Here is a 24,603-nt window from a genome sequence, read left to right as displayed (position 1 = left end):
ATGGCAAAAATCTTCTGCGTCGCAAATCAGAAGGGCGGCGTTGGAAAGACCACCACGGCGGTCAATCTCGCGGCAAGTCTCGCGGGCCTTGATCAACGCGTTCTACTCATCGATCTGGACCCGCAGGGGAACGCGACGATGGGCAGTGGCGTCAACAAGGGCGCATGCGAGAAGACAATCTACGAAGTGCTAGTCGACGGGGTGACACTACGTGAGGCGGTAGTGCGACCGGAGAGCGTGGGATACCACGTTCTGCCTGCGAATCGTGAACTCGCTGGCGCGGAAGTCGAGCTTGTGGATATGGACGACCGCGAGCACATTCTTCGCTCGGCCATCGCGCAAATAGTCGATGACTATGACTTCATCTTGATTGATTGTCCGCCTGCATTGTCGCTGTTGACATTGAATGCGTTGTGCGCCGCGCATGGCGTCGTCATTCCAATGCAGTGTGAATATTTCGCGTTGGAAGGCTTGTCGGATCTGGTGAGCACCATCAAGCAGATCCACGCGAACCTCAACCGCGATCTGAAAGTGATCGGACTGTTGCGTGTGATGTTCGATCCGCGCATCACCTTGCAGCAGCAAGTGTCCGAACAGTTGAAGGAACACTTTGGCGACAAGGTTTTCGATGTCGTCATTCCACGCAACGTGCGCCTTGCCGAGGCGCCGAGTTACGGCCTGCCAGGCGTGGTGTTCGACAAGTCGTCGCGTGGCGCGCAGGCGTATATCCAGTTCGGCACGGAAATGATCGAGCGCGTACGCGCGCTGTAACGCAAACCCATTCGATCTGGCGGACGACGCCAACGGAGGAATCGAAATGAGCGCTGTGATGAAGAAGAAGGGTTTGGGCCGAGGCCTGGATGCATTGCTCGGCGGCAGCGTCGACATTACCGAAGCCGTACGCGGCGAAGGCACGCCGTCAGTCCTGTCGCTCGACAAGCTGCAGGCGGGCAAGTATCAGCCGCGTACCCGAATGGACGAGGGCGCGTTGCAAGAGCTCGCCGCGAGTATTCGCGCGCAAGGCCTCATGCAGCCGATTCTCGTGCGCTCCGTCGGCCCGGATCAGTACGAAATCATCGCGGGCGAGCGACGTTTTCGCGCGGCGCGTCTGGCTGGGCTCGACGAAGTGCCGGTGCTGGTGAAGAACGTGCCCGATCAGGCTGCCGCCGCGATGGCGCTGATCGAAAACATCCAGCGGGAGGATTTGAATCCGCTGGAAGAGGCGCAGGGTATCCAGCGCCTGCTCGACGAATTCACGTTCACGCACGAGCAGGCGGCCGAAGCGGTCGGGCGATCGCGTAGCGCGGTATCGAATCTGCTGCGTCTCTTGAACCTCGCCACGCCCGTTCAGACGATGCTGCTCGCAGGCGATCTCGACATGGGGCACGCACGCGCGCTGCTCGCCGTCGATGCCGCCACGCAGATTCAATTGGCTAATCACGTGGTGAACCGACGCTTGTCGGTGCGTGAAACGGAGCGCCTCGTCGCCGCGACGACGAAGGAAGCGCCGGCAGTCAAGGCGCGTCCCGCGAACGATGGCGGCCGTGACACGCGCAGGCTCGAGGAAGAGCTGTCGGATCTGCTCGCGGCGAGCGTGAAGATCAAGCTGGGCGGACGAGGACGCGGCAAGGTGATGATCGATTTCGGCAACCTCGACGCGCTCGAAGGCATTCTGAGCAAACTACGCGGCAGCATTGAAGCGCCTAATTCGGCCGCGTGAGTCTTGTCGGAATACAACGTCAAGCAATCGCGCTCCGACCTCCTGACGCGCGTCTGGAGGACCGTCAGTAAAGAGCCGGTCCTCGCCATTCTCGTGCTCGCGCTCGGCGTGTTGCAAGTGGTTCATCCGCGCTCGTGGGCTTCGCTGCCAGGTCTTGTGGATTGGCAGACCGTGCTCACGCTCGCCGGCCTGCTCATCCTGACCAAAGCGATCGAATTGTCAGGATTCCTGATGTGGGCCGCGCATCGGCTGGTGCATCACATCCACGGCGAACGCGGCCTGGCGCTGCTGCTCGTCGCGCTGGCGGCGGCGCTGTCCACGGTGCTGACCAACGATGTCGCGTTGTTCGCGGTCGTGCCGCTCGCGCTATCGCTGCATCGGCTCGCGCCCTTGCCCATCAAGCGTCTTGTCATCGTGATTGCGTTGTCGGTGAACGCGGGGTCGATCCTCACGCCGCTCGGCAATCCACAAAACCTCTTCCTCTGGCAGACGAGCGGCGTCTCCTTTGGCGCGTTCGTCTGGGCGTTGCTGCCGCTTTGCGCGGTCCTCATGCTCATGCTCGGCGCCGTGACTTGCGCGATGTTTCGCAACGCGCCGCTCGACCTTTCTGGCGATGCCGAAGAGCACGGCGTCGACCGTGTGTTATGCGGTGTGAGCGTGCTTGCGTTCGCCGGCTTCGTCGCACTGGCCGACGCGCATCATGCCGGGCCCGGCCTCGCTGTCCTTGCCGTCGCGTTCCTGCTTTGGCGCCGCGAAGTTGTCTTGAAGATCGACTGGCTGCTTTTGCTCATCTTCATGCTGATGTTCATTGTGCTGCGCAGCGCGGCCGCGTTGCCGGCCATCCACGGCTTCATCGCGCAGTTGGGTATCGGCACGCCGATGCGTGCTTATGCTGCGGGCGCGGTGCTGTCGCAGGCCATCAGTAACGTGCCGGCGGCCATCGTGCTCGCCGAGTTTTCGAAGGACTGGCGCGCGCTTGCGTTCGGAGTGAGCGTCGGTGGTTTTGGGGTGGCAATCGGCTCGCTCGCCAATCTCATCGCCGTGCGTCTGTCGGGCGAGAAGGGCATGTGGGGTCCGTTTCACCTCGTTTCGATCCCTTTCTGGTTTGTTGCAGTGCTTGTTGGATGGGCGCTCATCTGAGTTTCGCGACGCAATCTCACGTCGTCTGAAAATCTGCTTGTAACCGCAAGAAAAGTCTCGCTTTCGAGACCATTTTTTAAGCTTTGTCCGCTTGGCTTTTGACGCACCTAAACTATTGAATCCCTGAGGACAATCGCTTACAATCCCCCGGATTTATCAGCTAGGCCACCTAGAAAGCGCGGCGAAAGCGCAGGGTGGTTTCCGAACTGTCGGTTGATGTGTTGAAGGGGTTTGAAGACGGTGCGAGAGCAGAATCGAGCGCCGGTGGGCGGGCAAGACAGCGCTCAAAACAAACGCGGAGACATTCACGCTTCAGGAGATCAGCCCCGCAGTTCGTCTGACGACTCGTGGGACGCCGAGGCGCAAGATAACAATATCGTTCCGCTCACGCGGGGCCAGGCAGAGAAGCTGTTCGGTCCTGATGTGAGTCGTCCATCGCGGGTCACGCCTTTCAAGGTAGTGGCCGCGCAAATGGTTTTGTCCCTGGGTGCGACGCTGTTGTGGTGGCTGTTCTACAAGCCGCCGGGCGATGCTGCGCTGTCCGCCTTCCTCGGAGGCGCGATCTGCTGGCTGCCCAGTGCACTGTTCGCGGCGCGCCTGAAGGCGAAGAGCGGAGCCGAGACCATCATGAGTTGGACGATCGGCGAAGCGATGAAAATGGGAGCGACGATTGCTATGTTCGTAGCGGTCGCTTTCTGGTACAAGAGCGCGCTGTGGTTGCCTTTGCTCGTTACGTACATCGTCGCGTTGAAGACTTACTGGCTGGCCATGGCTTTGCGTTGACCTCCAGGGTAATCGCCAGCCCGAAGTCAAGTATGTAGCATCACACATGAAAGCGCGGTTATGAACGCCGCGCTCGGGCCGGACGCCCGGAGCCGCAACGCGAAGCGGTGGCTCGGATAAGCGTCTGGCGACGAAAGATTTTTGACAATTTGGGTGGCTTTAACGATATGGCAGCTAGCGAAGGAACGCACGCTCTGGACCCGTCCGAGTACATTGCGCACCACTTGCAGAATCTTTCCACGCACACACAGACGTCGATTTTCGACATCCACGTCTGGAATCTGGACACGCTGTTCTGGTCCATCGTGTGCGGTCTCCTGACCATCGTCATTCTCGGTATCGCGGCGCGCCGCGCGACGTCCGGTGTTCCCGGCCGTTTCCAGTGCGCGATCGAGATGCTCGTCGAAATGGTCGAAGATCAGTCGAAGTCGATGATCCACGGCAGCCGCCGCTTCATCGCTCCGCTCGCGCTGACCGTGTTCGTCTGGGTCGCCCTGATGAACTCGCTCGACTTCATCCCCGTGGATCTGCCAGGCCGCGTGATTGGCTGGCTGGGCCTCGAACAAGTGCTGCCGCATCATCGCATCGTGCCCACGGCCGATCTGAACGGCACGCTCGGCATCGCGCTCGGCGTGTTCGTGCTGATGATCTACTACAACCTCAAGATCAAGGGCGCAGGCGGCTTCGTGCACGAGCTGCTGTCCGCTCCGTTTGGCGCGCATCCGCTTCTGTGGATTCCGAATCTTGCGCTGAACATCATCGAGTTCGTCGCCAAGACGGTTTCGCTCGGCATGCGGCTTTTCGGCAACATGTACGCGGGTGAGCTGCTGTTCCTGCTGATCGCGCTGCTCGGCAGCATGTGGCACTTCGGCGCGGACGCCTCTGTACTTGGCTTTATCGGCCATGTGGTCGCGGGTACGGTCTGGGCGATCTTCCACATTCTGATCGTGCTGCTGCAAGCGTTCATCTTCATGATGCTGACGCTCGTGTACATCGGTCAGGCGCACGACTCTCACTAAAGAGTGTTCGCGGCAGGTCCAGAATCGCTTAGGTTTTAGTTTTCAATTTTTATAAATCCAGTTCCAAAGTCTTTAATCAAAGGAGTGAACATGAACGCTTTCATCGCCAACATCCAGGGTCTGACCGCCATCGGTATCGGCATCATCATCGGCCTGGGTGCAATCGGCGCCTGTATCGGTATCGGCCTGATGGGCGGCAAGTACATTGAAGCATGCGCCCGCCAGCCGGAACTGATGAACCCGCTCCAGACCAAGATGTTCCTGCTGGCTGGTCTGATCGACGCGGCGTTCCTGATCGGCGTTGGTGTGGCAATGCTGTTTGCGTTCGCGAACCCGCTGCTCTCGAAGCTCGCAGGCTGAGGTTCCTCGGAAGTGTGCGTCTCTTCTTGCGATGAGACGCAAGACGGAACGGGTGAGGCGCTGATCGAGCACAACGGGCCGATGAGCGCCTTTTAACCGTTTCACTCTCCGACTAAGCAACGTTTAAGGAAACACCGTGAATCTCAACGCAACCCTGTTTGCGCAAATGGTCGTGTTTCTGATCCTCGCGTGGTTCACGATGAAGTTCGTGTGGCCGCCGTTGATCAATGCCCTCGACGAGCGCTCAAAGAAGATTGCCGACGGCCTCGCCGCCGCCGACAAGGGCAAGGCGGAACTCGAAGCCGCGCATAAGCGCGTCGACCAGGAACTCGCGCAGGCTCGCACGGACGGTCAGCAACGTATCGCTGACGCCGAAAAGCGCGCCGCAGCCGTCGCCGAAGAAATCAAGGCCAACGCTCAGGCTGAAGCCGCGCGCATCGTCGCGCAAGCCAAGGCGGACGCCGAACAGCAAGTCGTCAAGGCGCGCGAGTCGCTGCGCGCCGAAGTCGCGGCCCTGGCCGTGAAGGGCGCCGAGCAAATTCTGAAGCGCGAAGTCGATCAGAAGGCTCACGCCGATCTGCTGAATCAACTCAAAACCGAGCTCTGATCATGGCCGAACTTGCAACCATCGCTCGTCCTTACGCAGAAGCGCTGTTCCGCGTAGCCGAGAGCGGCGATCTCGCGGGCTGGTCCACTTTCGTCGAGGAACTGGCCCAGGTTGCGCGTCTGCCCGAAGTGCAGTCGGTCGCCTCGAGCCCGAAGGTGAGCCGCGATCAAGTAGCGGACTTGCTGCTGTCCGCAGTGAAGTCGCCTTTGGCTCAAGGCAATGTACAGGCGAAGAATTTCGTCGGCATGCTGGTGGACAATCATCGTCTGTCGCTGCTGCCTGAAATCGCCGTGCAGTTCGACGAGCTGAAGAACGCCCGCGAAGGTGCGGCCGACGCGCTGATCGTAAGCGCGTTCCCCTTCGAAGGCGAACAATTGAACGACCTAGTCGCAAGCCTCGAACGCAAGTTCGAACGCAAGCTGAAACCGACCGTCGAAGTCGATCAGTCGCTGATCGGCGGCGTTCGCGTGACGGTTGGCGACGAAGTGCTCGATACCTCGGTCCGCGCGCGCCTCGCCAGCATGCAGACGGCTCTGACCGCCTGACGCTTCGTTAGAAGCGAATCGCTGGCACGCAACAGAATTGACTATCAGGAGCGAATAATGCAACTCAATCCCTCTGAGATCAGCGAGCTGATCAAGAGCCGGATCCAGGGCCTTGAAGCGAGCGCGGATGTTCGCAACCAGGGCACCGTGATCTCCGTGACCGACGGTATCGTGCGTATTCACGGCCTGTCGGACGTGATGCAGGGTGAAATGCTCGAGTTTCCGGGCAACACCTTCGGCCTCGCGCTGAACCTCGAACGCGACTCCGTCGGCGCCGTTATTCTCGGCCAGTACGAGCACATCTCGGAAGGCGACATCGTCAAGACGACGGGCCGCATTCTCGAAGTGCCGGTCGGTCCGGAACTGATCGGCCGCGTGGTCGACGCGCTGGGTAACCCCATCGACGGCAAGGGTCCGGTCAACGCGAAGATGACCGACGCAATCGAAAAGATTGCCCCGGGCGTGATCTGGCGTAAGTCGGTGTCGCAGCCGGTGCAAACGGGTCTGAAGTCCATCGACTCGATGGTGCCGATCGGCCGTGGTCAGCGCGAGCTGATCATCGGCGACCGTCAGTGCGGCAAGACCGCGGTGGCTGTCGACGCGATCATCAATCAGAAGGGCAAGGACCTTTTCTGTATCTATGTCGCGATCGGCCAGAAGGCTTCGTCGATCATGAACGTGGTGCGCAAGCTCGAAGAAACCGGCGCAATGGCTTACACCATCGTCGTGGCGGCTTCGGCTTCGGAATCGGCCGCGATGCAATACCTCGCGCCGTACGCCGGTTGCACGATGGGCGAATACTTCCGCGATCGCGGCCAGGACGCGCTGATTGTTTATGACGATTTGACCAAGCAAGCATGGGCGTATCGCCAGATTTCGCTGTTGCTGCGCCGTCCGCCGGGTCGTGAAGCGTATCCGGGTGACGTGTTCTATTTGCACTCGCGTCTGCTCGAGCGTGCGGCTCGTGTTTCGGAAGACTACGTCGAGAAGTTCACCAACGGCGAAGTGAAGGGCAAGAGCGGTTCGCTGACGGCACTGCCCGTCATTGAAACGCAAGCCGGCGACGTGACCGCGTTCGTTCCGACGAACGTGATCTCGATTACCGACGGCCAGATCTTCCTGGAAACCGACTTGTTCAACGCCGGTATCCGCCCTGCCATCAACGCGGGCGTTTCGGTGTCGCGCGTCGGTGGTGCGGCTCAGACCAAGGTCATCAAGAAGCTGTCGGGCGGTATTCGTACCGACTTGGCGCAGTATCGTGAACTGGCTGCGTTCGCGCAGTTCGCGTCGGACCTGGACGAAGCCACCCGCAAGCAGTTGGAGCGCGGTCGCCGCGTGACGGAACTGCTGAAGCAGCCGCAGTATCAGCCGCTTCAAGTGTGGGAACTCGCTGTGGCGCTGTTCGCGGCTAACAACGGCTACCTCGACGATCTGGAAGTTGCGCAAGTGCTGCCGTTCGAAAAGGGCCTGCGCGAATACCTGAAGACGAGCCATGCCGATCTGGTTAAGCGCATCGAAGACAATAAAGACTTGTCGAAGGACGACGACGGCGCACTGCATACCGCGCTGAAGGACTTCAAGAAGTCGGGCGCTTATTGATCGGGACTGAGGAGCAACGCGCGGTGCATCGACCGATGAACACCGCGCGGCTTCGATCAAGGAGTAAGCAATGGCTGGAATGAAGGAAATTCGCGGCAAGATCAAGAGCGTGCAGAACACGCGCAAGATCACGAAAGCGATGGAAATGGTCGCCGCATCGAAGATGCGCCGCGCCCAGGAGCGCATGCGTTCCGCCCGTCCGTATGCCGACAAGGTCCGTGCAATCGCGGCGCACATGAGCGCGGCGAACCCTGAGTATCGTCACCCGTTCATGGTGAAGAACGAAGGCGCGAAGACGGCCGGCCTGATCCTCGTCACGACCGACAAGGGTTTGTGCGGCGGCATGAACACGAACGTGCTGCGTGCGTCGTTGCAGCGCATCAAGGAGCTGGAGCAGACCGGCGTGTCCATCGAAGCGTCGGCTATCGGCGCCAAGGGTCTCGGCTTCCTGAACCGGCTGCGCGCCAAGGTCGTGTCGCAAGTCACGCATCTGGGCGACACGCCGCATCTGGAAAAGCTGATCGGCGCGGTGAAGGTGCAGCTCGACTTGTATTCGGAAGGCAAGATCAACGCGGTGTACCTGGGGTACACGCGCTTCGTCAATACGATGAAGCAGGAAGCGGTGATCGAGCAATTGCTGCCGTTGACGGCCGAAGATCTGCAGCAGAAGGCAGACGAAGCCGCGATTGCGAACGACACGCCGAAGACCTCGTGGGACTACATCTACGAGCCGGACGCTCAAACCGTGGTGGACGAATTGCTCGTGCGCTACGTCGAGGCGCTGGTTTATCAGGCGGTGGCGGAAAACATGGCGTCGGAACAATCGGCGCGCATGGTCGCAATGAAGGCCGCGTCGGATAACGCGAAGACCGTGATCAACGAACTGCAGCTCGTCTACAACAAGAGCCGCCAGGCCGCGATTACGAAAGAATTGTCGGAAATCGTCGGCGGCGCCGCTGCGGTCTGATCTTGATGACCGCGTGAAAGAACACAGTATCTAAAGGAAATGCGATGAGTACTACTGCTTTGGTAGAAGGCAAGATCGTACAGTGCATCGGCGCCGTTATCGACGTGGAATTTCCGCGCTCGCACATGCCGAAGATTTACGACGCGCTCATTCTGGAAGGCACCGAGCTGACGCTGGAAGTCCAGCAGCAGTTGGGCGACGGCGTGGTCCGCACCATCTGTCTGGGTGCATCCGACGGCTTGCGCCGCGGCACGATCGTGAAGAACACGGGCAACCCCATCAGCGTGCCGGTCGGCAAGCCGACGCTTGGCCGCATCATGGACGTGCTCGGCCGTCCGATCGACGAAGCCGGTCCTATCGAATCGACCGCCACGCGTTCGATTCACCAGCTCGCGCCGAAGTTCGACGAGCTGTCGCCTTCGACCGAACTGCTCGAAACGGGCATCAAGGTTATCGACCTGATCTGCCCGTTTGCCAAGGGCGGTAAGGTTGGCCTGTTCGGCGGCGCCGGCGTGGGCAAGACCGTGAACATGATGGAACTCATCAACAACATCGCGAAAGAACACGGCGGTTATTCCGTGTTCGCCGGTGTGGGTGAGCGTACCCGCGAAGGGAACGACTTCTATCACGAAATGAAGGACTCGAACGTTCTCGACAAGGTCGCGCTGGTGTACGGCCAGATGAACGAGCCGCCGGGCAACCGTCTGCGCGTGGCGCTGACCGGCCTCACGATGGCCGAGCACTTCCGTGACGAAGGTCTCGACGTGCTGTTCTTCGTCGACAACATCTACCGTTTCACGCTGGCGGGCACGGAAGTGTCGGCACTGCTCGGCCGTATGCCGTCGGCAGTGGGCTATCAGCCGACGCTGGCTGAAGAAATGGGCAAGCTGCAAGAGCGCATCACGTCGACCAAGACTGGTTCGATCACGTCCGTTCAGGCCGTGTACGTCCCTGCGGATGACTTGACCGACCCGTCGCCGGCTACGACTTTCGGCCACTTGGACGCAACTGTCGTGTTGTCGCGTGACATTGCATCGCTGGGTATCTATCCGGCAGTGGACCCGCTCGATTCGACCTCGCGTCAGATCGACCCGAACGTGATCGGCGAAGAGCACTACTCGATCACGCGCGGCGTGCAGCAAACGCTGCAGCGTTACAAGGAATTGCGCGACATCATCGCGATTCTGGGCATGGACGAACTCGCGCCGGAAGACAAGCTCGCCGTGGCGCGCGCTCGTAAGATCCAGCGTTTCCTGTCGCAGCCGTTCCACGTTGCTGAAGTGTTCACGGGCTCGCCGGGCAAGTACGTGCCGCTGAAGGAAACCATTCGCGGCTTCAAGATGATCGTCGAAGGTGAGTGCGATCATCTGCCGGAGCAGGCGTTCTACATGGTTGGCACGATCGACGAAGCCTTCGAAAAGGCCAAGAAGATTCAGTAACGGTCGGGTGTAGACGAAGCGGGCGCGGATCTCAAAACTCCGCGCCTTCGTAATACGCTCAGGAGTCGATATGGCAACCATCAAAGTAGACGTCGTCAGCGCGGAAGAGCAGATCTTCTCGGGCCAGGCGAAGTTCGTCGCGCTGCCGGGCGAAGCAGGTGAACTCGGCATTTTGCCGGGCCACACGCCGCTCATCACGCGCATTCGTCCGGGCGCGGTGCGCATCGAAGCGGAAGACGGTTCGGAAGAGTTCGTTTTCGTCGCAGGCGGAATCCTCGAGATTCAGCCGGGCGTCGTGACCGTTCTTGCCGATACCGCCATTCGCGGCGCCGATCTGGACGAAGCGAAGGCCGAGCAAGCAAAGAAGCGCGCGGAAGAAGCGTTGCAGAACACGGGCTCGAACCTTGAATACGCGACCGCGCAAGCGGAACTCGCGTACGCAACGGCACAGCTCGCCGCCATTCAGCGTTTGCGCAAGCTTGGCTCGAAGCACTAAGCCAGCGCGCTTGTAGCAAATCGAAGAAAGCAGCCTCCGGGCTGCTTTTTTTTTATGGCGAGTCCGGGTTGCTTACCGGCAAATCTGCATGACCGTTGTGCACCCCGATTGCGGGTAACACTTGATGCCAGCGCCGCTTGCCACCGTGCAAAATAGCCTTCCAAACAGCCTACGTCCTTGAGGCTGCATATCTTGCACGGTCGATAGCGGAGACCCTTCGATGGCAACTCAACCGACGCAGGCCAGCGCGCAAGTCGAACCGCGTGACGGTCTTTCCTACGTCCGCGGCGCGACCGACACGCCCTTGAGCGACGCCACCGTTTCGCGCTTTCTTCTCGATACCGCGCGCCGCTTTCCCGGGCGTCCCGCTGTCGTGTTTCGTGAGCAGAACATCCGCTGGACCTGGCGTGAGTTCGCCGACGAGATCGACGTGCTTGCGAGCGGCTTGCTTGCGCTTGGCATCGAAGCAGGCGACCGCGTCGGGATCTGGTCGCCGAATCGCGCGGAATGGCTGCTGACGCAATTTGCGACGGCGCGCATCGGCGCGGTGCTGGTGAATATCAATCCGGCTTATCGGCTTGCCGAACTGGAATACGCACTGAACAAGGTCGGCTGCAAGGCGATCGTCGCGGCGGAGCAGTTCAAATCGTCGAAATATCTGGAGATGTTGCAGACGCTCGCGCCGGAGCTCGCCCATGCGCAACCGAACGCGCTAAACGCGGCGAAGCTGCCGGACCTGCGCGCCATCATCCGAATGGGCGAAGGCAAGACGCCCGGCATGCTCAACTTCGACGCGTTGATGGAAAAAGGCCGCGCGCTCGTCGATACCGCGAAGCTCGATGCGCTCGAAGCCAAACTCGCCGCCGACGAAGCGATCAACGTGCAGTTTACGAGCGGCACGACGGGCAATCCGAAGGGCGCGACGCTTACGCATCGGAACGTGGTGAACAACGCGCGCTATATCGCGATGGCCATGCGCCTCACCGAGAACGACTCGCTGTGCATTCCCGTGCCGCTTTACCACTGCTTCGGCATGGTGCTCGCGGTGCTGGCGTGCGTATCGACCGGCTGCGCGATGGTGTTCCCCGGCGAGGCATTCGATCCCGCCGCGACGCTCGCCGCCGTGCACGAGGAGCGTTGCACGGCGCTACACGGCGTGCCGACGATGTTTATCGCCGAGCTCGATCATCCCGAGTTCGCGAATTACGACTTGAGCCGGCTGCGCACGGGCATCATGGCGGGCTCGCCGTGCCCCATCGAAACGATGAAGCGTGTGGTCTCCACCATGCATTTGGACGAGATCACCATCGCTTACGGCATGACGGAGACAAGTCCGGTTTCGTTTCAAAGCTCGACCACCGACCCGCTCGACAAACGCACGACCACTGTCGGGCGCGTTCAGCCGCATCTGGAGGTGAAGATCATCGACCCGCTCGGCGAAATCGTGCCGGTCGGCCAGACGGGCGAACTGTGCACGCGCGGCTATTCGGTGATGAAAGGCTACTGGGGCGACGACGCAAAGACGCGCGAGGCAATCGTCGATGGCTGGATGCATACCGGCGACCTCGCGACGCTCGACGCCGAAGGATACTGCAACATCGTCGGACGCCTGAAGGACATGCTGATTCGCGGCGGCGAGAACGTCTATCCGCGCGAGATCGAGGAATTCTTGTTCCGCCATCCGAAGGTGCAGTCGGTGCAGGTGTTCGGCGTCCCGGACGAAAAGTACGGCGAGGAGGTGTGCGCCTGGGTCGTGCTGCGTCCGGGCGAGATGGCCAGCGCCGACGAGATCCGCGACTTTTGCCAAGGACAAATCGCGCACTACAAGATTCCGCGTTACATCCGGTTCGTCGACGAATTGCCGATGACGGTGACAGGCAAGGTCCAGAAGTTTGTGATGCGCGCGCAGATGATCGACGACCTGAAGCTTGCAGAAGCCAAAACGGCGTAATTGAGACGACGAAGGGAGCGCTATTAAGCGCTCCCTTCCTGTCATGGCACGAAACGTTCGGCGGCGAAACTCGCAACTAGCGCAAACGTTTGTGCAGGCGAAAAAAAAGCGGGCCTGGAGCCCGCTAAAAACCACACGCTACGGGGTTAGCGCGAGGAGACCAAAGGTGGGATTCGATTCAACGTCAAATCGACGAACGATCCCAACACTGATGTCCCTTTCAGAGATTCGCCCAAGGCGACCACCGGAAAACGCCGCATTTGCAACCGCGCGCCCGGACACATCCGTGTTGAAACCGTTTGAACAGATTGTGGGCGAATTGATTCTGACCCGCCGTAACAAAGTGTTTCAGGTTGTAACCCCCGTCCCATAAGGCTCTCGTTAAATTTTCGGTCGCGGATGCGTACAAAGCCGTGCAGATATTGTCAGTTATTAAGCTGATTTATTCGATCCGCTAAAACTCCCGGAGTTTTTCCGGTTATATGGGCCGCTGCGTTAATCGGCATTTTCCGGGAAAATCGAACGGGCGCACGTATGAAATCGATACTCATTCGGCCTGAACCGCCAAAACTTCCCGTAAAAGACGCACTTGGAGACTCGTATGACCATTGACGCCGCCCTGCTTCGCTACTACGCCGCCGTCGCCGAAGCTTTTCCGCCGCTCGGTCCCGATGCCGACGCGAAGGCAGTGCGCGAGCGCTTCGGCGAAGTGGCGAAAGCCTACGCCCCGGCGCCGGACGAAACCATTTTCGTCGAGGACATCGAGATTCCGCTTGCCGGGCGCACGCTTGCCACGCGCATCTATAAGCCGAAGTCGGCGAACGGTCTGCTGCCGCTAATCGTCTACTTTCACGGCGGTGGCTGGGTGGTCGGCGATATCGAGACGCATGATGCGCTGGTCGCCCGCCTCGCGCGCGACTCGCAGTGCGCAGTCGCGAGCGTCGATTATCGGCTGGCGCCGGAGCATCCATTTCCCGCGCCTTGCGAAGATGCCCTCGACGCGCTGATTTGGCTCGCCGAACATCGTTCGCGGCTTGGCTTCGCGACGGACCGGCTGGCTGTCGGTGGCGATAGCGCGGGTGCGCATCTCTCGGTGGTCGCGGCGCGCGGCGCGAACGAGCGCGTGGCCGGTCTCGTCAGTCTCCAGCTTCTGCTGTATCCGGTGATGCGGCGGCAATTCGAGAGCGCGAGCTGTCTTGCAAACGCGAACGGCCCCGGCCTCACCAACGACGAGATGAAGTGGTACTGGACTCAGTTCCTGTCCGGCGTGATGCCCGACGCCCATGATGTGCGCGCCTTTCCGCTCGCCGAGCCGTTCGAGCGGACGCCTGCGCCCGCGTTGATCGTCGCGGCAGCCTACGACCCGCTTTACGACGATGCCCACGAACTCAAGCGCTTCCTCGAAACCAACGGCGGCCGCGTCGAATTGATCGACGCTGCGGAAATGACGCACGGCTTCGCCCGCATGCATCCGCGATCCGAAGCCGCGCTTGCCTGGCTGCGTCGAATCGGCGAGCGCGCGGGCGAGTGGTTGCGCGCCGCGCGCTGATCGTTCATTTGAGCCACTTGTCCACTACAGCCTGAAACTCGCCCGAACCGCGCGCGAGGTGCAACCACTGGTCGACGTACTGCTGCCAGACGACATCGCCGCGCGGCAGCAGATACGCCTTTTCGCCGAACTGGAAAGGTTTGTCCGGATGCACGGTGCATAGGCCTGGATTGAGCTTCTGCTGAAGCAGCGTTTCCGAGGCATCCGTGACCATGACATCTGCCTTGCCGTCCAGAATCTGCTTGAAGATCGTGACGTTGTCCGGGTACTCGATCAACTGCGAATGCGGGAAGAACTGCTTGGCAAAGCGCTCGTTCGTGCCGCCGGGATTCACGATCGTGCGCACGTTCGGCTGATCGATCTGTTCGACGGTCTGATACTTGTCCACGTCATCGCAGCGAACAATTGGCGTTTTGCCGTCCTCCATATATGGCGCGGTGAAGAAGGCGCGCTTCTGCCGGTCGAGTGTCGTCGATACGCCGCCGACCGCGATATCGCACTTGTCGATGAAATCGTTCATCAGGTTCGACCACGAAGTCTTCACGTATTCCGCCTTGGCGCCAAGCGACTTCGCGAGGCTTTCCGCCAGGTCGATATCGATGCCTTCGAACTGTCCGTCCGTACGCAGGAACGTGTACGGCTTGTAGTCGCCGGTCGTGCAGACGCGCAGCGTGTGGCGCCCGAGGATGTCGTCGAGCCGCGTGGGCGGCGTGACGGGCGGCGGAGGCGCGGGCACGGTGCCGACACTTCCCGCCTGCACCGTTTGAGCAAGTGCGGTGGTGGACATCGACCCGGCAAAGACGGCGATTGCGACACTAATGGACGTTAAAAACGCGCGTTTCATCGATTCTCCGTGTTCTATTCGTATTGGTTGCCGCCGTCGATCATAACGAGCGCGCGTGAGTCTGAACATCACTCTCAGCCGCCGATGACGCGCGCATCGTCCGGTAGAATGGACGATTCTTCGCATTCAGCATCGAGCGCCGTGGCCCACACTCTCCTGAACGACACCTTTCTGCGCGCGCTCTTGCGGCAGCCGACCGAATACACGCCAATCTGGCTGATGCGTCAGGCCGGGCGCTATCTGCCCGAGTACAACGCCACGCGCGCACGCGCCGGCAGTTTCCTCGGTCTTGCGAAGAATCCCGATTACGCCACCGAAGTGACGCTTCAGCCGCTCGAACGTTATCCGCTCGACGCGGCGATCCTCTTCTCCGACATCCTCACCATTCCCGACGCAATGGGCCTCGGGCTGAACTTCGTGCAAGGCGAAGGTCCGCGTTTCGAACGCACGGTGCGCACCGAAGACGACGTAAAGCGCTTGGCCGTGCCGGACATCGACGCCACGCTGCGCTATGTCACCGACGCCGTCGGCCAGATTCGCCGCGCGCTCACCGACGCGGAAGGCCGTCAGCGGGTACCGCTCATCGGCTTCTCGGGCAGTCCGTGGACGCTTGCGTGCTACATGGTGGAAGGCGGCGGCTCGGACGATCATCGCACCGTGAAATCGATGGCTTATTCGCGGCCCGATCTCATGCACCGCATTCTCGATGTGAACGCGCAAGCGGTTGTCGCGTATCTCAACGCCCAGATCGAAGCCGGCGCGCAGGCGGTCATGATCTTCGATACCTGGGGCGGCGCACTCGCCGACGGCGCGTATCAACGCTTCTCGCTCGACTACATCGCGAAGGTCGTTGCAGGCCTCAAGCGCGAGCACGACGGCGCGCGGGTCCCGGTTATTACGTTCACGAAGGGCGGCGGGTTGTGGCTTGAGCAGATCGCGTCAATCGGCGTGGATGCTGTCGGGCTGGACTGGACGGTGAACCTCGGCGCGGCGCGCGAGAAAGTGGGCGCTCGCGTGGCGTTGCAGGGCAATATCGATCCGAGCGTGCTGTTTGCGCCGCCCGAGGCGATTCGCGCCGAAGCACGTGGCGTGCTGGAAAGCTTCGGCAATCACCCGGGGCACGTCTTCAATCTTGGCCACGGCATTTCGCAGTTCACGCCGCCCGAACGCGTTGCCGAACTGGTCGATGAAGTCCATTCGCACAGCCGGGCGATGCGCGCGGCCACGTTGGTACGCTAAGCGGTATGTTGCAGTGCAGCGCGATACCGTCGGGTGCAGCGTTTTAGAAATCGTCGGATTTGTCTGAAACGCCCGCCCTTGGCGGAATCGAAAGATGTCAAGACAGCAGTTATACACATTTTGTACGTTGCGGCGCGCCATCAGACATATCGCCATCCGCGATCAATTAAATGTCGCTATTTGTTGCGTAAGTGCCTGTTTGCATTAATGTTTGTTGTGGTCTGCCCGAAATGTGGGCCGACGCACATAAGTGATTGGCGACACGGTTTGCGGCAGCCCGTAATGCACTTCTCAACAAAGTTATCCACAGGCCTGTGGAAAGCATCGGAAATCTAAAAATAATCTTCGGTTTACCAGCGATTCTGATGTTTTACTTTAAGTTCGTCGCGCGAAGCCTGATGTCATTGTCGGAAGGCCCGCCGTGGCTTGCCGAAAGGCGTCGCGTGGTATGAGCGGCCTCTATGTGCGCGTCGCTATCGATCAGCCGATGTCCGTGCTGTTCGATTACGTCTATCAACTCGACGTCGAGCCTGTGGTCGGCTCGTTGGTGCAGGTGCCGTTCGGGCGGCGCGACGTCGTTGGCCTCATCTGCGAGATCGCGACCTCAACCGACGTCCCCGCCGACAAACTGCGCCACGTAAGCGCCATCTGCGATGCCTGCGCGCCGCTTTCCGCCGAATGGATCGGGCTCGCGACGTTCGCGGCGGAATACTATCAGCGCGGGCTCGGCGAAGTTGCGCTGCCCGCGTTGCCGCAAGCTCTACGCGACGCATCGCGCTGGAACCGCCTATTCGCGGTCGAGCCGCGTTACCGGATGCTGGCAGCCGGACGAGCCGAACTTCCGGATGCCTTGCCCGCGCGGGCGAGCGCGTTGCGGCGGCTGGCGGAAGCGCTGGGATCGAGCGAGACGCTGGGTTTGTCCGAAGCGCGCGCCGTACATCCCAAAGCAAGCGCGACTTTCGACGAATGGCTGACGCGCGGCTGGATCGAACGCGTTGAAGACGCATCGCCGGCGGATCACGCGCCGACGCTCGCGGCGACCGAAGCGCCGCCGCGCCTGACCGACGAGCAACGCGAAGCCGTCGATGCCATCGCGAGCGCGCAAGGCTTCGCGCCTTTTCTGCTGCACGGCGTGACGGGCAGCGGCAAGACTGAGGTTTATCTGCACGCGCTTGCCGCGCTGCTCGCCAGACAAGCGGATGCGCAGGCGCTCGTGCTCGTGCCCGAAATCAACCTGACACCGCAGTTCGAGGCGGCGTTCCGCAATCGTTTTTCGATGCTTGCGCCCGGTTCCATCGTCACGATGCACAGCGGTCTTGCCGAGGGCGAACGCGCCCGCAACTGGCTCGCGGCACACACGGGAAGCGCGCGCATCGTGCTTGGCACGCGCCTCGCGATCCTCGCGTCGCAGCCAAAACTGGCGATGATCGTCGTCGATGAAGAGCACGACCCGGCGTACAAGCAGCAAGAAGGGTTGCGTTATTCCGCGCGCGATCTGGCCATCTATCGGGCGAAGCAGCTTGGTATTCCCGTCGTGCTCGGGTCGGCGACGCCATCGCTCGAAACCTGGTGGCAGGCGGAGCAGGGCCGCTACACGCGCCTGACGCTCAAGCGCCGCGCCGTCGCCGATGCGGCGTTGCCAAGCGTGCGGCTCATCGATCTCGAAGAGGAAAGGCAGCGCGGGCGCGCGTCCGTGGAAGGCTTGTCGGGCCCGCTCATCGCAGCGCTGAAGGCGCGTCTGGAACGCGGCGAGCAGAGTCTCGTGTTCCTGAATCGGCGCGGCTATGCGCCGATTCTGTCGTGCGACGCCTGCGGCTGGGTCGCGGGCTGTCCGCGATGCAGCGCCTACGCCGTGCTCCACAAGCCCGAGCGCGCGTTGCGCTGTCACCATTGCGGCTGGGAATCGCGCATTCCAAAGGCATGCCCGGAATGCGGCAACATCGATATCGCGCCAATGGGACGCGGCACGCAACGCGTGGAGGAAACACTCGCGAGCGTGGTTCCCGGCGCACGGGTGTTGCGCATCGACGCGGACAGCACGCGGCGCAAGGGCAGCGCGCAGGCGCTTTTCTCGGATGTCCATGCAGGCGAGGTCGATATTCTCGTCGGCACGCAGATGATCGCGAAGGGCCACGACTTCCGCCGTGTGACGCTCGTGGGTGTCCTGAACGCCGACACCGCGCTTTTTTCTCACGACTTTCGCGCAAGCGAACGGCTTTTCGCGCAACTGACGCAGGTGAGCGGCCGCGCGGGTCGCGCCGGACTTCCCGGCGAAGTGATGATTCAGACGCGATATCCGCGTCACGCGCTGTATCAGGCGTTATCGCGGCAGGATTACGTGGGATTCGCCAACGCGACGCTCGCGGAACGTCGCGACGCGCGTCTGCCGCCATTCGTCTATCAGGCCATGCTGCGCGCGGAAGGCCGCACGCTCGAAGCGGCGCTGGCGTTTCTCGGGCAGGCGGCGGCCGCCTTCGCGCCCTTGCCGGGCGCGGACCGCGTGACGGTCTACGATGCCGTGCCGCTTACCATCGTGAAAGTGTTCAACGTGCACCGCGCGCAATTGCTGCTCGAAAGCAGCTCGCGGGCTGCGCTGCAATCCGCCCTGCGCGCGTGGCAACCGGCGTTGCGCGCGCTGAAGGGCGTACTGCGCTGGAACGTGGAAGTGGATCCGCTGGACGTCTAATACTCGGCGCGCGTGGCGCTTCCAGATGCGGATTCGAGGTCGTCGTGAAGATCGTCCGAACGGCCTACATGCGGCGATGCGCCTCGCACAAACAAGACGACGCACACTGCGAACATCACCCAAACGCTGGCTATCACCATCCAAGTGCTCATGCTCGTTATTCTCCGAGAGCCCCGCGGTGGTCCTCCGCGGAATGTGGCGCCGACGGCGCGCATGGCGTTTATATCGGCTGCACTCGGGCAATTACTTAGGGCATGTCCCAAAATAAAAAAGCCTAGGGAAACTACTAGGTGATTTCCGGCAATGTCCGTTCGGCGTTGCATCGCGCAAAGCCTTGTCCCACAAGGGTTCCAACATGGTGCAACCCTATCGAAATTGTCGGTTGCACCTTTTATTTCAGCGGAGTACGATTCGCCAACTTTTAGGTCTACGGCCGGGTGAGCACGTCCGGCAAACGAAGGAATCATGGCGAGCACAACCCTTGGCGTCAAAGTAGACGATCTGCTGCGTTCACGGCTCAGAGATGCCGCGACCCGGCTCGAGCGCACTCCTCACTGGCTCATCAAGCAGGCGATCTTTGCCTATCTGGAGCGTATCGAGCATGGTCAGCTTCCGCCGGAACTCTCGGGCACGAACGGCTCGGGCGAAGCGGGCGAGACCGTAGCCGTCGAGGGCGATGACGACAGCGCGCCGCAACCTTTCCTCGATTTCGCGCAGAACGTGCAACCGCAGTCGGTGTTGCGCGCGGCGATCACGGCGGCGTATCGTCGCCCGGAACCCGAATGCGTGCCGTTCCTGATCGGACAAGCGCGCTTGCCGGCCAGCGTTTCCGCCGATACCGAAAAGCTCGCGACCAGACTCGTCGAAGCCTTGCGCGCGAAGAGCACGGGCGGCGGCGTGGAAGGGTTGATCCACGAGTTCTCGCTGTCGAGTCAGGAAGGCGTTGCGCTGATGTGTCTCGCCGAAGCGCTGCTGCGCATTCCCGACCGCGCGACCCGCGACGCGCTCATCCGCGACAAGATCAGCAAGGGCGACTGGCGTTCGCACATGGGCCAGGCGCCGTCGCTGTTCGTGAATGCGGCGACGTGGGGCTTGATGATCACCGGCAAGCTCGTCACGACGAATAGCGAGGCCGGTTTGTCGTCGGCGTTGACGCGCATGATCGGCAAAGGCGGCGAGCCGCTGATCCGCAAGGGTGTGGACATGGCGATGCGCCTCATGGGCGAGCAGTTCGTCACCGGCGAGACCATCTCCGAAGCGCTCGCGAACAGTCGCAAGTTCGAGGCGCGCGGTTTCCGCTATTCCTACGACATGCTGGGCGAAGCAGCGACCACCGAGGAAGACGCGCAGCGTTACTACGCGTCCTACGAGCAGGCGATTCACGCTATCGGCAAGGCGGCGGGCGGGCGCGGCATCTACGAAGGCCCGGGCATCTCGATCAAGCTCTCGGCGCTGCATCCGCGTTATTCGCGTTCGCAGCAGGAACGCACCATGAGCGAACTGCTGCCGCGCGTGCGCGCGCTGGCGCTGCTCGCGCGTCGTTACGACATTGGCCTGAACATCGACGCGGAAGAAGCGGATCGCCTTGAAATCTCGCTCGATCTGCTCGAAGCGCTGTGCTTCGACCCGGCGCTCGCGGGCTGGAACGGCATCGGCTTCGTGGTGCAGGGTTATCAGAAACGCTGCCCGTTCGTGATCGATTACCTGATCGACTTGGCGCGCCGCAGCCGGCACCGGCTGATGATTCGTCTCGTGAAGGGCGCGTATTGGGACACCGAAATCAAGCGCGCGCAAGTGGACGGACTCGAAGGCTATCCGGTTTATACGCGCAAGATTTATACGGACATCTCGTATCTTGCTTGCGCGAAAAAACTGCTGGGCGCGCCGGATGCCGTCTATCCGCAGTTCGCGACGCACAACGCGTTCACGCTGTCGGCTATCTATCACCTCGCGGGACAGAATTACTATCCCGGCCAGTACGAGTATCAGTGCCTGCACGGCATGGGCGAACCGCTCTATGAAGAAGTCACGGGCCGCGACAAGCTGAACCGGCCATGCCGCGTGTATGCGCCGGTCGGCACGCACGAAACGCTGCTCGCGTATCTCGTGCGGCGTCTACTCGAAAACGGCGCGAACACGTCGTTCGTGAACCGTATTGCCGATGAATCCATCCCCGTGAAGGATCTCGTCGAAGACCCGATCGACGAAGCGCAGAAGATCGTGCCGCTCGGCGCGCCGCACGCGAAGATTCCGCTGCCGCGTCAGTTGTACGGCGACGAGCGGCCCAATTCGATGGGTCTGGACTTGTCGAACGAGCATCGCCTGGCGTCGCTGTCGTCGGCGTTGCTCGCGAGCGCGAATCATCAGTGGCGCGCCGAACCGATGCTCGAAGGCGACGATCCGCACAACGGCGTCGCACGCGACATTCGCAATCCCGCCGATCTGCGCGATCTCGTCGGCACGGTGGTGGAAGCGTCGAAGGAACAAGTCGGCGCCGCGATCGCCAACGCCGTGGCCGCCGCGCCGATCTGGCAAGCGACGCCCGTCGATGACCGCGCCGACTGCCTCACGCGCGCCGCCGACTTGCTCGAAGCGCAGATGCACACGCTGATGGGCCTCGTCGTGCGCGAAGCCGGCAAGTCGCTGGCGAACGCGGTATCGGAGATTCGCGAGGCTATCGACTTCCTGCGCTATTACTCCGCACAGATTCGCGAGGAATTTTCGAACGACACGCATCGTCCGCTCGGACCGGTGGTCTGCATCAGCCCGTGGAACTTCCCGCTCGCGATTTTCATGGGTCAGGTCGCGGCGGCGCTCGCGGCTGGCAATCCGGTGCTCGCGAAGCCAGCCGAGCAAACGCCGCTGATCGCCGCGCAAGCCGTGCGCATTCTGCGCGAAGCGGGCGTGCCGCCGGGCGCCGTGCAACTGTTGCCGGGCAACGGTGAAACCGTGGGCGCGGCGCTCGTCGCCGACCCGCGCACGCGCGCCGTGATGTTCACCGGCTCGACCGAGGTCGCGCGCCTCATCAACAAGACGCTGTCCGAACGGCTCGATCCGGACGGCCGCCCGATTCCGCTCATCGCCGAAACCGGCGGCCAGAACGCGATGATCGTCGATTCCTCGGCGCTTGCGGAACAGGTCGTCGCGGACGTGATGCAGTCGTCGTTCGACTCGGCGGGTCAACGCTGCTCGGCGCTACGCGTTCTTTGTCTGCAAGACGATGTCGCGGATCGCACGCTCGAAATGCTGACCGGCGCGATGAAGCAACTCGCGGTGGGCAATCCTGACCGGCTGTCGGCGGATGTCGGTCCCGTGATCGATGCCGACGCGAAACGCGGCATCGACGCGCACGTTGCGCAGATGCGCGAGAAGGGCCGCAAGGTCGTGCAACTGCCGCTGCCGGACGGTTGCGCGCAAGGCACATTCGTGCCGCCGACGCTGATCGAACTCGACGGCATCGACGAACTCAAGCGCGAGGTCTTCGGCCCGGTGCTTCATGTGGTGCGTTACCGCCGTTCGTCTCTTGATAAACTCCTCGACCAAATTCGGTCGACCGGTTATGGACTGACGCTCGGCATCCACACGCGGATCGACGAAACCATCGCGCATGTCATCTCGCGCGCGCACGTGGGCAACATCTACGTGAACCGCAATGTGATCGGCGCGGTGGTCGGCGTGCAGCCATTCGGCGGCGAAGGTTTGTCGGGCACGGGTCCGAAGGCGGGCGGCGCGTTGTACTTGCAGCGCTTGCTGGCCAAGCGTCCCACTGGATTGCCGAAGTCGCTGGCAAGCGCGCTCGTGGTGGACAAGGCGGCATCCGCCGATGCCCCGACCGCCGCTCTCACGGCGCTGCGCGACTGGTCCATCGGCGAACGCGATCCGCAGACCGCGGCGCGTTGCGACGGTTATCTGCAACACGTGCTCGCGGGCGCGACGGCCGTGCTGTCCGGTCCGACCGGCGAGCGCAACACGTACACGCTCGGCGCGCGCGGCACGGTGCTGTGCGTGGCGGCAACCCCGAGCGGCGCGCGGGCGCAGTTTGCCGCCGTGCTGGCAACGGGCAACAAGGCGCTGTTCGCCGGTTCGGCGGGCGAGCAGTTGGCGGCGTCGCTGCCGGCATCGCTCAAGCCGTATGCGGCGGTCAGGAAAGACGCGGCGGCGGAGTTCGACGCGGTGCTGTTCGAAGGCGACAGCGACGAACTGTTGTCGCTCGTGAAGGAAGTCGCGAAGCGCCCGGGACCGATCGTATCGGTGCAGGGCGTGGCGGCGGGAACATTCGCCGATGCTGATCATGACGGCGAAGACTATGCGCTCGAACGTCTGCTGACGGAACGCTCGGTGAGCGTGAACACGGCGGCGGCGGGCGGCAATGCGAATTTGATGACGATCGGTTGAGAAGTATCCTCTCGCGCTCGATTCAAACAAACGGCAGCAGGCACGGCGATCCCGGCGACGAGCTGCCATTCACACTGGTACTAGGAGAAGCTATGAAGCACACGATGAACAAGCTGGCAGCCGCCCTGACGCTCGCCGGCCTGTCGCTCGCGGGGACTGCGTTCGCGCAAACAGCAGAAGATGTGAAGGTCGGCTTCGCCGGGCCGATGACCGGTGCGCAGGCGCACTACGGCAAGGATTTCCAGAACGGCATCACGCTCGCGGTCGAGGACTTCAACGCCACGAAGCCGGTGATCGGCGGCAAGCCGGTTCGCATCGTGCTCGATTCGGCGGACGATCAGGCCGACCCGCGCACGGGCACAACCGTCGCGCAGAAGCTCGTCGACGACGGCATCAAGGGGATGCTCGGCCACTTCAACTCGGGCACGACCATTCCGGCATCGCGCATTTATGCGAATGCCGGCATCCCCGAAATCGCGATGGCAACCGCGCCGGAGTACACCACGCAAGGCTTCAAGACGGCCTTCCGCATGATGACGTCCGACACGCAGCAAGGCTCGGTCGCGGGCGAGTTCGCGGTGAAGACGCTGAAAGTGAAGAAAATCGCCATCGTCGATGACCGCACGGCTTACGGCCAGGGTCTCGCCGACCAGTTCGAGAAGGCAGCGAAGGCGTCGGGCGGCAACATCGTCGTGCGCGAATTCACGAACGACAAGGCTGTCGACTTCAAGGCGATTCTGACCAAGATCAAGTCGTCGAATCCTGACCTCGTGTACTACGGCGGCGCGGATTCGCAAGCCGCGCCGATGGCCAAGCAAATGAAGACGCTTGGCTTTCGTGCACCGCTGATGGCGGGCGAGATGGTCAAGACCGACACGTTCATCAAGATCGCGGGCGACGCGGCGGATGGCACGGTGGCATCGCTCGCCGGCCTGCCGATGGACCAGATGCCTGGCGGCGCGGACTACACGGCGAAGTACAAGAAGCGCTTCAACGAAGACGTAGAGACGTACTCGCCGTACGCCTACGACGGCGCAATGGCCATGTTCAACGCAATGAAGGCGGCCAACTCGACGGACCCGGCAAAGTATCTGCCGCTGCTTGCCAAAACCGACATGCAAGGCGTGACCACGAAGCATCTGGCGTACGACTCGAAGGGTGATCTGAAAAACGGCGGTATCACGCTGTATAAGGTCGTTGGCGGGAAGTGGACGACGCTGCAGAGCGTGGGTGGGAAGTAAGGTTTAGTGGCTGTTTTGGATGG

General features: G+C 61.8%; 19 protein-coding genes. 18 read left to right on the top strand and 1 reads right to left on the bottom strand.

Features of this window, described 5'->3' with window-relative positions; genetic code table 11:
* The 14 genes from NCT03_RS13890 to NCT03_RS13825 all read left to right on the top strand — a co-directional run bounded on the left by NCT03_RS13890 (position 1) and on the right by NCT03_RS13825 (position 14,175).
* Complete coding sequence (locus NCT03_RS13890) at positions 1 to 771, top strand: ParA family protein (RefSeq protein ID WP_250492835.1); 771 nt, start codon at positions 1 to 3, stop codon at positions 769 to 771.
* A gap of 46 nt (positions 772 to 817) precedes the next feature.
* The gene (locus tag NCT03_RS13885; RefSeq protein WP_244826612.1) at positions 818 to 1,720 is read left to right on the top strand and encodes a ParB/RepB/Spo0J family partition protein; all 903 of its coding nucleotides are present in this window, start codon (positions 818 to 820) and stop codon (positions 1,718 to 1,720) included.
* A gap of 3 nt (positions 1,721 to 1,723) precedes the next feature.
* Positions 1,724 to 2,860 (top strand): SLC13 family permease, encoded by a 1,137-nt coding sequence (locus tag NCT03_RS13880; protein WP_502800371.1) that lies wholly within the window; start codon positions 1,724 to 1,726, stop codon positions 2,858 to 2,860.
* 303 nt (positions 2,861 to 3,163) lie between these two features.
* Positions 3,164 to 3,643, top strand: a complete 480-nt coding sequence (locus tag NCT03_RS13875) for an ATP synthase subunit I (protein ID WP_250492888.1) — start codon at positions 3,164 to 3,166, stop codon at positions 3,641 to 3,643.
* Between the two features lie 167 nt (positions 3,644 to 3,810).
* Complete coding sequence (gene atpB, locus NCT03_RS13870) at positions 3,811 to 4,662, top strand: F0F1 ATP synthase subunit A (RefSeq protein ID WP_244826610.1); 852 nt, start codon at positions 3,811 to 3,813, stop codon at positions 4,660 to 4,662.
* Positions 4,663 to 4,752: 90 nt separating this feature from the next.
* Entirely contained in the window at positions 4,753 to 5,022 is a 270-nt protein-coding gene (gene atpE / locus NCT03_RS13865; RefSeq protein WP_244826609.1) for a F0F1 ATP synthase subunit C, read from the top strand.
* 136 nt (positions 5,023 to 5,158) lie between these two features.
* Positions 5,159 to 5,629 (top strand): F0F1 ATP synthase subunit B, encoded by a 471-nt coding sequence (locus NCT03_RS13860; protein ID WP_244826608.1) that lies wholly within the window; start codon positions 5,159 to 5,161, stop codon positions 5,627 to 5,629.
* 2 nt (positions 5,630 to 5,631) lie between these two features.
* Positions 5,632 to 6,174 carry a F0F1 ATP synthase subunit delta gene (locus tag NCT03_RS13855; protein WP_250466184.1) on the top strand — a complete coding sequence of 181 codons (543 nt, stop codon included), beginning with the start codon at positions 5,632 to 5,634 and terminating at the stop codon, positions 6,172 to 6,174.
* Positions 6,175 to 6,231: 57 nt separating this feature from the next.
* Positions 6,232 to 7,773 (top strand): F0F1 ATP synthase subunit alpha, encoded by a 1,542-nt coding sequence (gene atpA / locus NCT03_RS13850; protein ID WP_244826606.1) that lies wholly within the window; start codon positions 6,232 to 6,234, stop codon positions 7,771 to 7,773.
* 70 nt (positions 7,774 to 7,843) lie between these two features.
* Positions 7,844 to 8,740, top strand: a complete 897-nt coding sequence (atpG, locus tag NCT03_RS13845) for a F0F1 ATP synthase subunit gamma (RefSeq protein ID WP_244826605.1) — start codon at positions 7,844 to 7,846, stop codon at positions 8,738 to 8,740.
* A gap of 44 nt (positions 8,741 to 8,784) precedes the next feature.
* Positions 8,785 to 10,179 carry a F0F1 ATP synthase subunit beta gene (atpD, locus tag NCT03_RS13840; RefSeq protein WP_244826604.1) on the top strand — a complete coding sequence of 465 codons (1,395 nt, stop codon included), beginning with the start codon at positions 8,785 to 8,787 and terminating at the stop codon, positions 10,177 to 10,179.
* Between the two features lie 70 nt (positions 10,180 to 10,249).
* Positions 10,250 to 10,675 carry a F0F1 ATP synthase subunit epsilon gene (locus NCT03_RS13835; RefSeq protein WP_244826603.1) on the top strand — a complete coding sequence of 142 codons (426 nt, stop codon included), beginning with the start codon at positions 10,250 to 10,252 and terminating at the stop codon, positions 10,673 to 10,675.
* A gap of 220 nt (positions 10,676 to 10,895) precedes the next feature.
* Positions 10,896 to 12,626: an AMP-binding protein gene (locus NCT03_RS13830; RefSeq protein WP_250492834.1), complete on the top strand. Its 1,731-nt coding sequence runs from the start codon at positions 10,896 to 10,898 to the stop codon at positions 12,624 to 12,626.
* A gap of 601 nt (positions 12,627 to 13,227) precedes the next feature.
* Positions 13,228 to 14,175 carry an alpha/beta hydrolase gene (locus NCT03_RS13825; RefSeq protein ID WP_250492833.1) on the top strand — a complete coding sequence of 316 codons (948 nt, stop codon included), beginning with the start codon at positions 13,228 to 13,230 and terminating at the stop codon, positions 14,173 to 14,175.
* A 4-nt stretch (positions 14,176 to 14,179) separates the two neighbouring features.
* On the opposite strand, the gene NCT03_RS13820 is transcribed toward NCT03_RS13825, so the two are convergent.
* On the bottom strand, positions 14,180 to 14,962 hold the full coding sequence (locus NCT03_RS13820; RefSeq protein WP_502800370.1) for a transporter substrate-binding domain-containing protein: 783 nt from the start codon (positions 14,960 to 14,962) through the stop codon (positions 14,180 to 14,182).
* 198 nt (positions 14,963 to 15,160) lie between these two features.
* Here NCT03_RS13820 and hemE point away from each other — a divergent pair, with 198 nt between their 5' ends.
* The 4 genes from hemE (at position 15,161) to NCT03_RS13800 (ending at position 24,580) form a co-directional block, all read left to right on the top strand.
* Positions 15,161 to 16,258 carry a uroporphyrinogen decarboxylase gene (gene hemE / locus NCT03_RS13815; RefSeq protein ID WP_350030145.1) on the top strand — a complete coding sequence of 366 codons (1,098 nt, stop codon included), beginning with the start codon at positions 15,161 to 15,163 and terminating at the stop codon, positions 16,256 to 16,258.
* 448 nt (positions 16,259 to 16,706) lie between these two features.
* Complete coding sequence (locus NCT03_RS13810; protein WP_250492830.1) at positions 16,707 to 18,944, top strand: primosomal protein N'; 2,238 nt, start codon at positions 16,707 to 16,709, stop codon at positions 18,942 to 18,944.
* 465 nt (positions 18,945 to 19,409) lie between these two features.
* A complete protein-coding gene (gene putA, locus NCT03_RS13805) occupies positions 19,410 to 23,339 on the top strand; it encodes a trifunctional transcriptional regulator/proline dehydrogenase/L-glutamate gamma-semialdehyde dehydrogenase (protein WP_250492829.1) in 3,930 nt (1,309 codons plus the stop codon).
* Between the two features lie 92 nt (positions 23,340 to 23,431).
* Positions 23,432 to 24,580 carry a branched-chain amino acid ABC transporter substrate-binding protein gene (locus tag NCT03_RS13800; RefSeq protein WP_244826596.1) on the top strand — a complete coding sequence of 383 codons (1,149 nt, stop codon included), beginning with the start codon at positions 23,432 to 23,434 and terminating at the stop codon, positions 24,578 to 24,580.
* Positions 24,581 to 24,603: the final 23 nt, after the last annotated feature.

Source organism: Caballeronia sp. GAWG1-1 (assembly GCF_023631465.1).
GTDB lineage: Bacteria > Pseudomonadota > Gammaproteobacteria > Burkholderiales > Burkholderiaceae > Caballeronia.
The sequence above is the reverse complement of the archived record's forward strand: the minus strand, read 5'-3'. Positions and strand labels throughout refer to the sequence as shown.

Excerpts from the sequence above, each read along its gene's own strand:
- NCT03_RS13890 (WP_250492835.1), top strand. The coding sequence starts at position 1 with ATGGCAAAAATCTTCTGCGTCGCAAATCAGAAGGGCGGCGTTGGAAAG.
- NCT03_RS13885 (WP_244826612.1), top strand. The coding sequence starts at position 818 with ATGAGCGCTGTGATGAAGAAGAAGGGTTTGGGCCGAGGCCTGGATGCA.
- atpB (WP_244826610.1), top strand. The coding sequence starts at position 3,811 with ATGGCAGCTAGCGAAGGAACGCACGCTCTGGACCCGTCCGAGTACATT.
- atpE (WP_244826609.1), top strand. The coding sequence starts at position 4,753 with ATGAACGCTTTCATCGCCAACATCCAGGGTCTGACCGCCATCGGTATC.
- NCT03_RS13855 (WP_250466184.1), top strand. The coding sequence starts at position 5,632 with ATGGCCGAACTTGCAACCATCGCTCGTCCTTACGCAGAAGCGCTGTTC.
- atpA (WP_244826606.1), top strand. The coding sequence starts at position 6,232 with ATGCAACTCAATCCCTCTGAGATCAGCGAGCTGATCAAGAGCCGGATC.
- atpG (WP_244826605.1), top strand. The coding sequence starts at position 7,844 with ATGGCTGGAATGAAGGAAATTCGCGGCAAGATCAAGAGCGTGCAGAAC.
- atpD (WP_244826604.1), top strand. The coding sequence starts at position 8,785 with ATGAGTACTACTGCTTTGGTAGAAGGCAAGATCGTACAGTGCATCGGC.
- NCT03_RS13835 (WP_244826603.1), top strand. The coding sequence starts at position 10,250 with ATGGCAACCATCAAAGTAGACGTCGTCAGCGCGGAAGAGCAGATCTTC.
- NCT03_RS13830 (WP_250492834.1), top strand. The coding sequence starts at position 10,896 with ATGGCAACTCAACCGACGCAGGCCAGCGCGCAAGTCGAACCGCGTGAC.
- NCT03_RS13825 (WP_250492833.1), top strand. The coding sequence starts at position 13,228 with ATGACCATTGACGCCGCCCTGCTTCGCTACTACGCCGCCGTCGCCGAA.
- NCT03_RS13820 (WP_502800370.1), bottom strand. The coding sequence starts at position 14,962 with ATGTCCACCACCGCACTTGCTCAAACGGTGCAGGCGGGAAGTGTCGGC.
- NCT03_RS13810 (WP_250492830.1), top strand. The coding sequence starts at position 16,707 with ATGAGCGGCCTCTATGTGCGCGTCGCTATCGATCAGCCGATGTCCGTG.
- putA (WP_250492829.1), top strand. The coding sequence starts at position 19,410 with ATGGCGAGCACAACCCTTGGCGTCAAAGTAGACGATCTGCTGCGTTCA.
- NCT03_RS13800 (WP_244826596.1), top strand. The coding sequence starts at position 23,432 with ATGAAGCACACGATGAACAAGCTGGCAGCCGCCCTGACGCTCGCCGGC.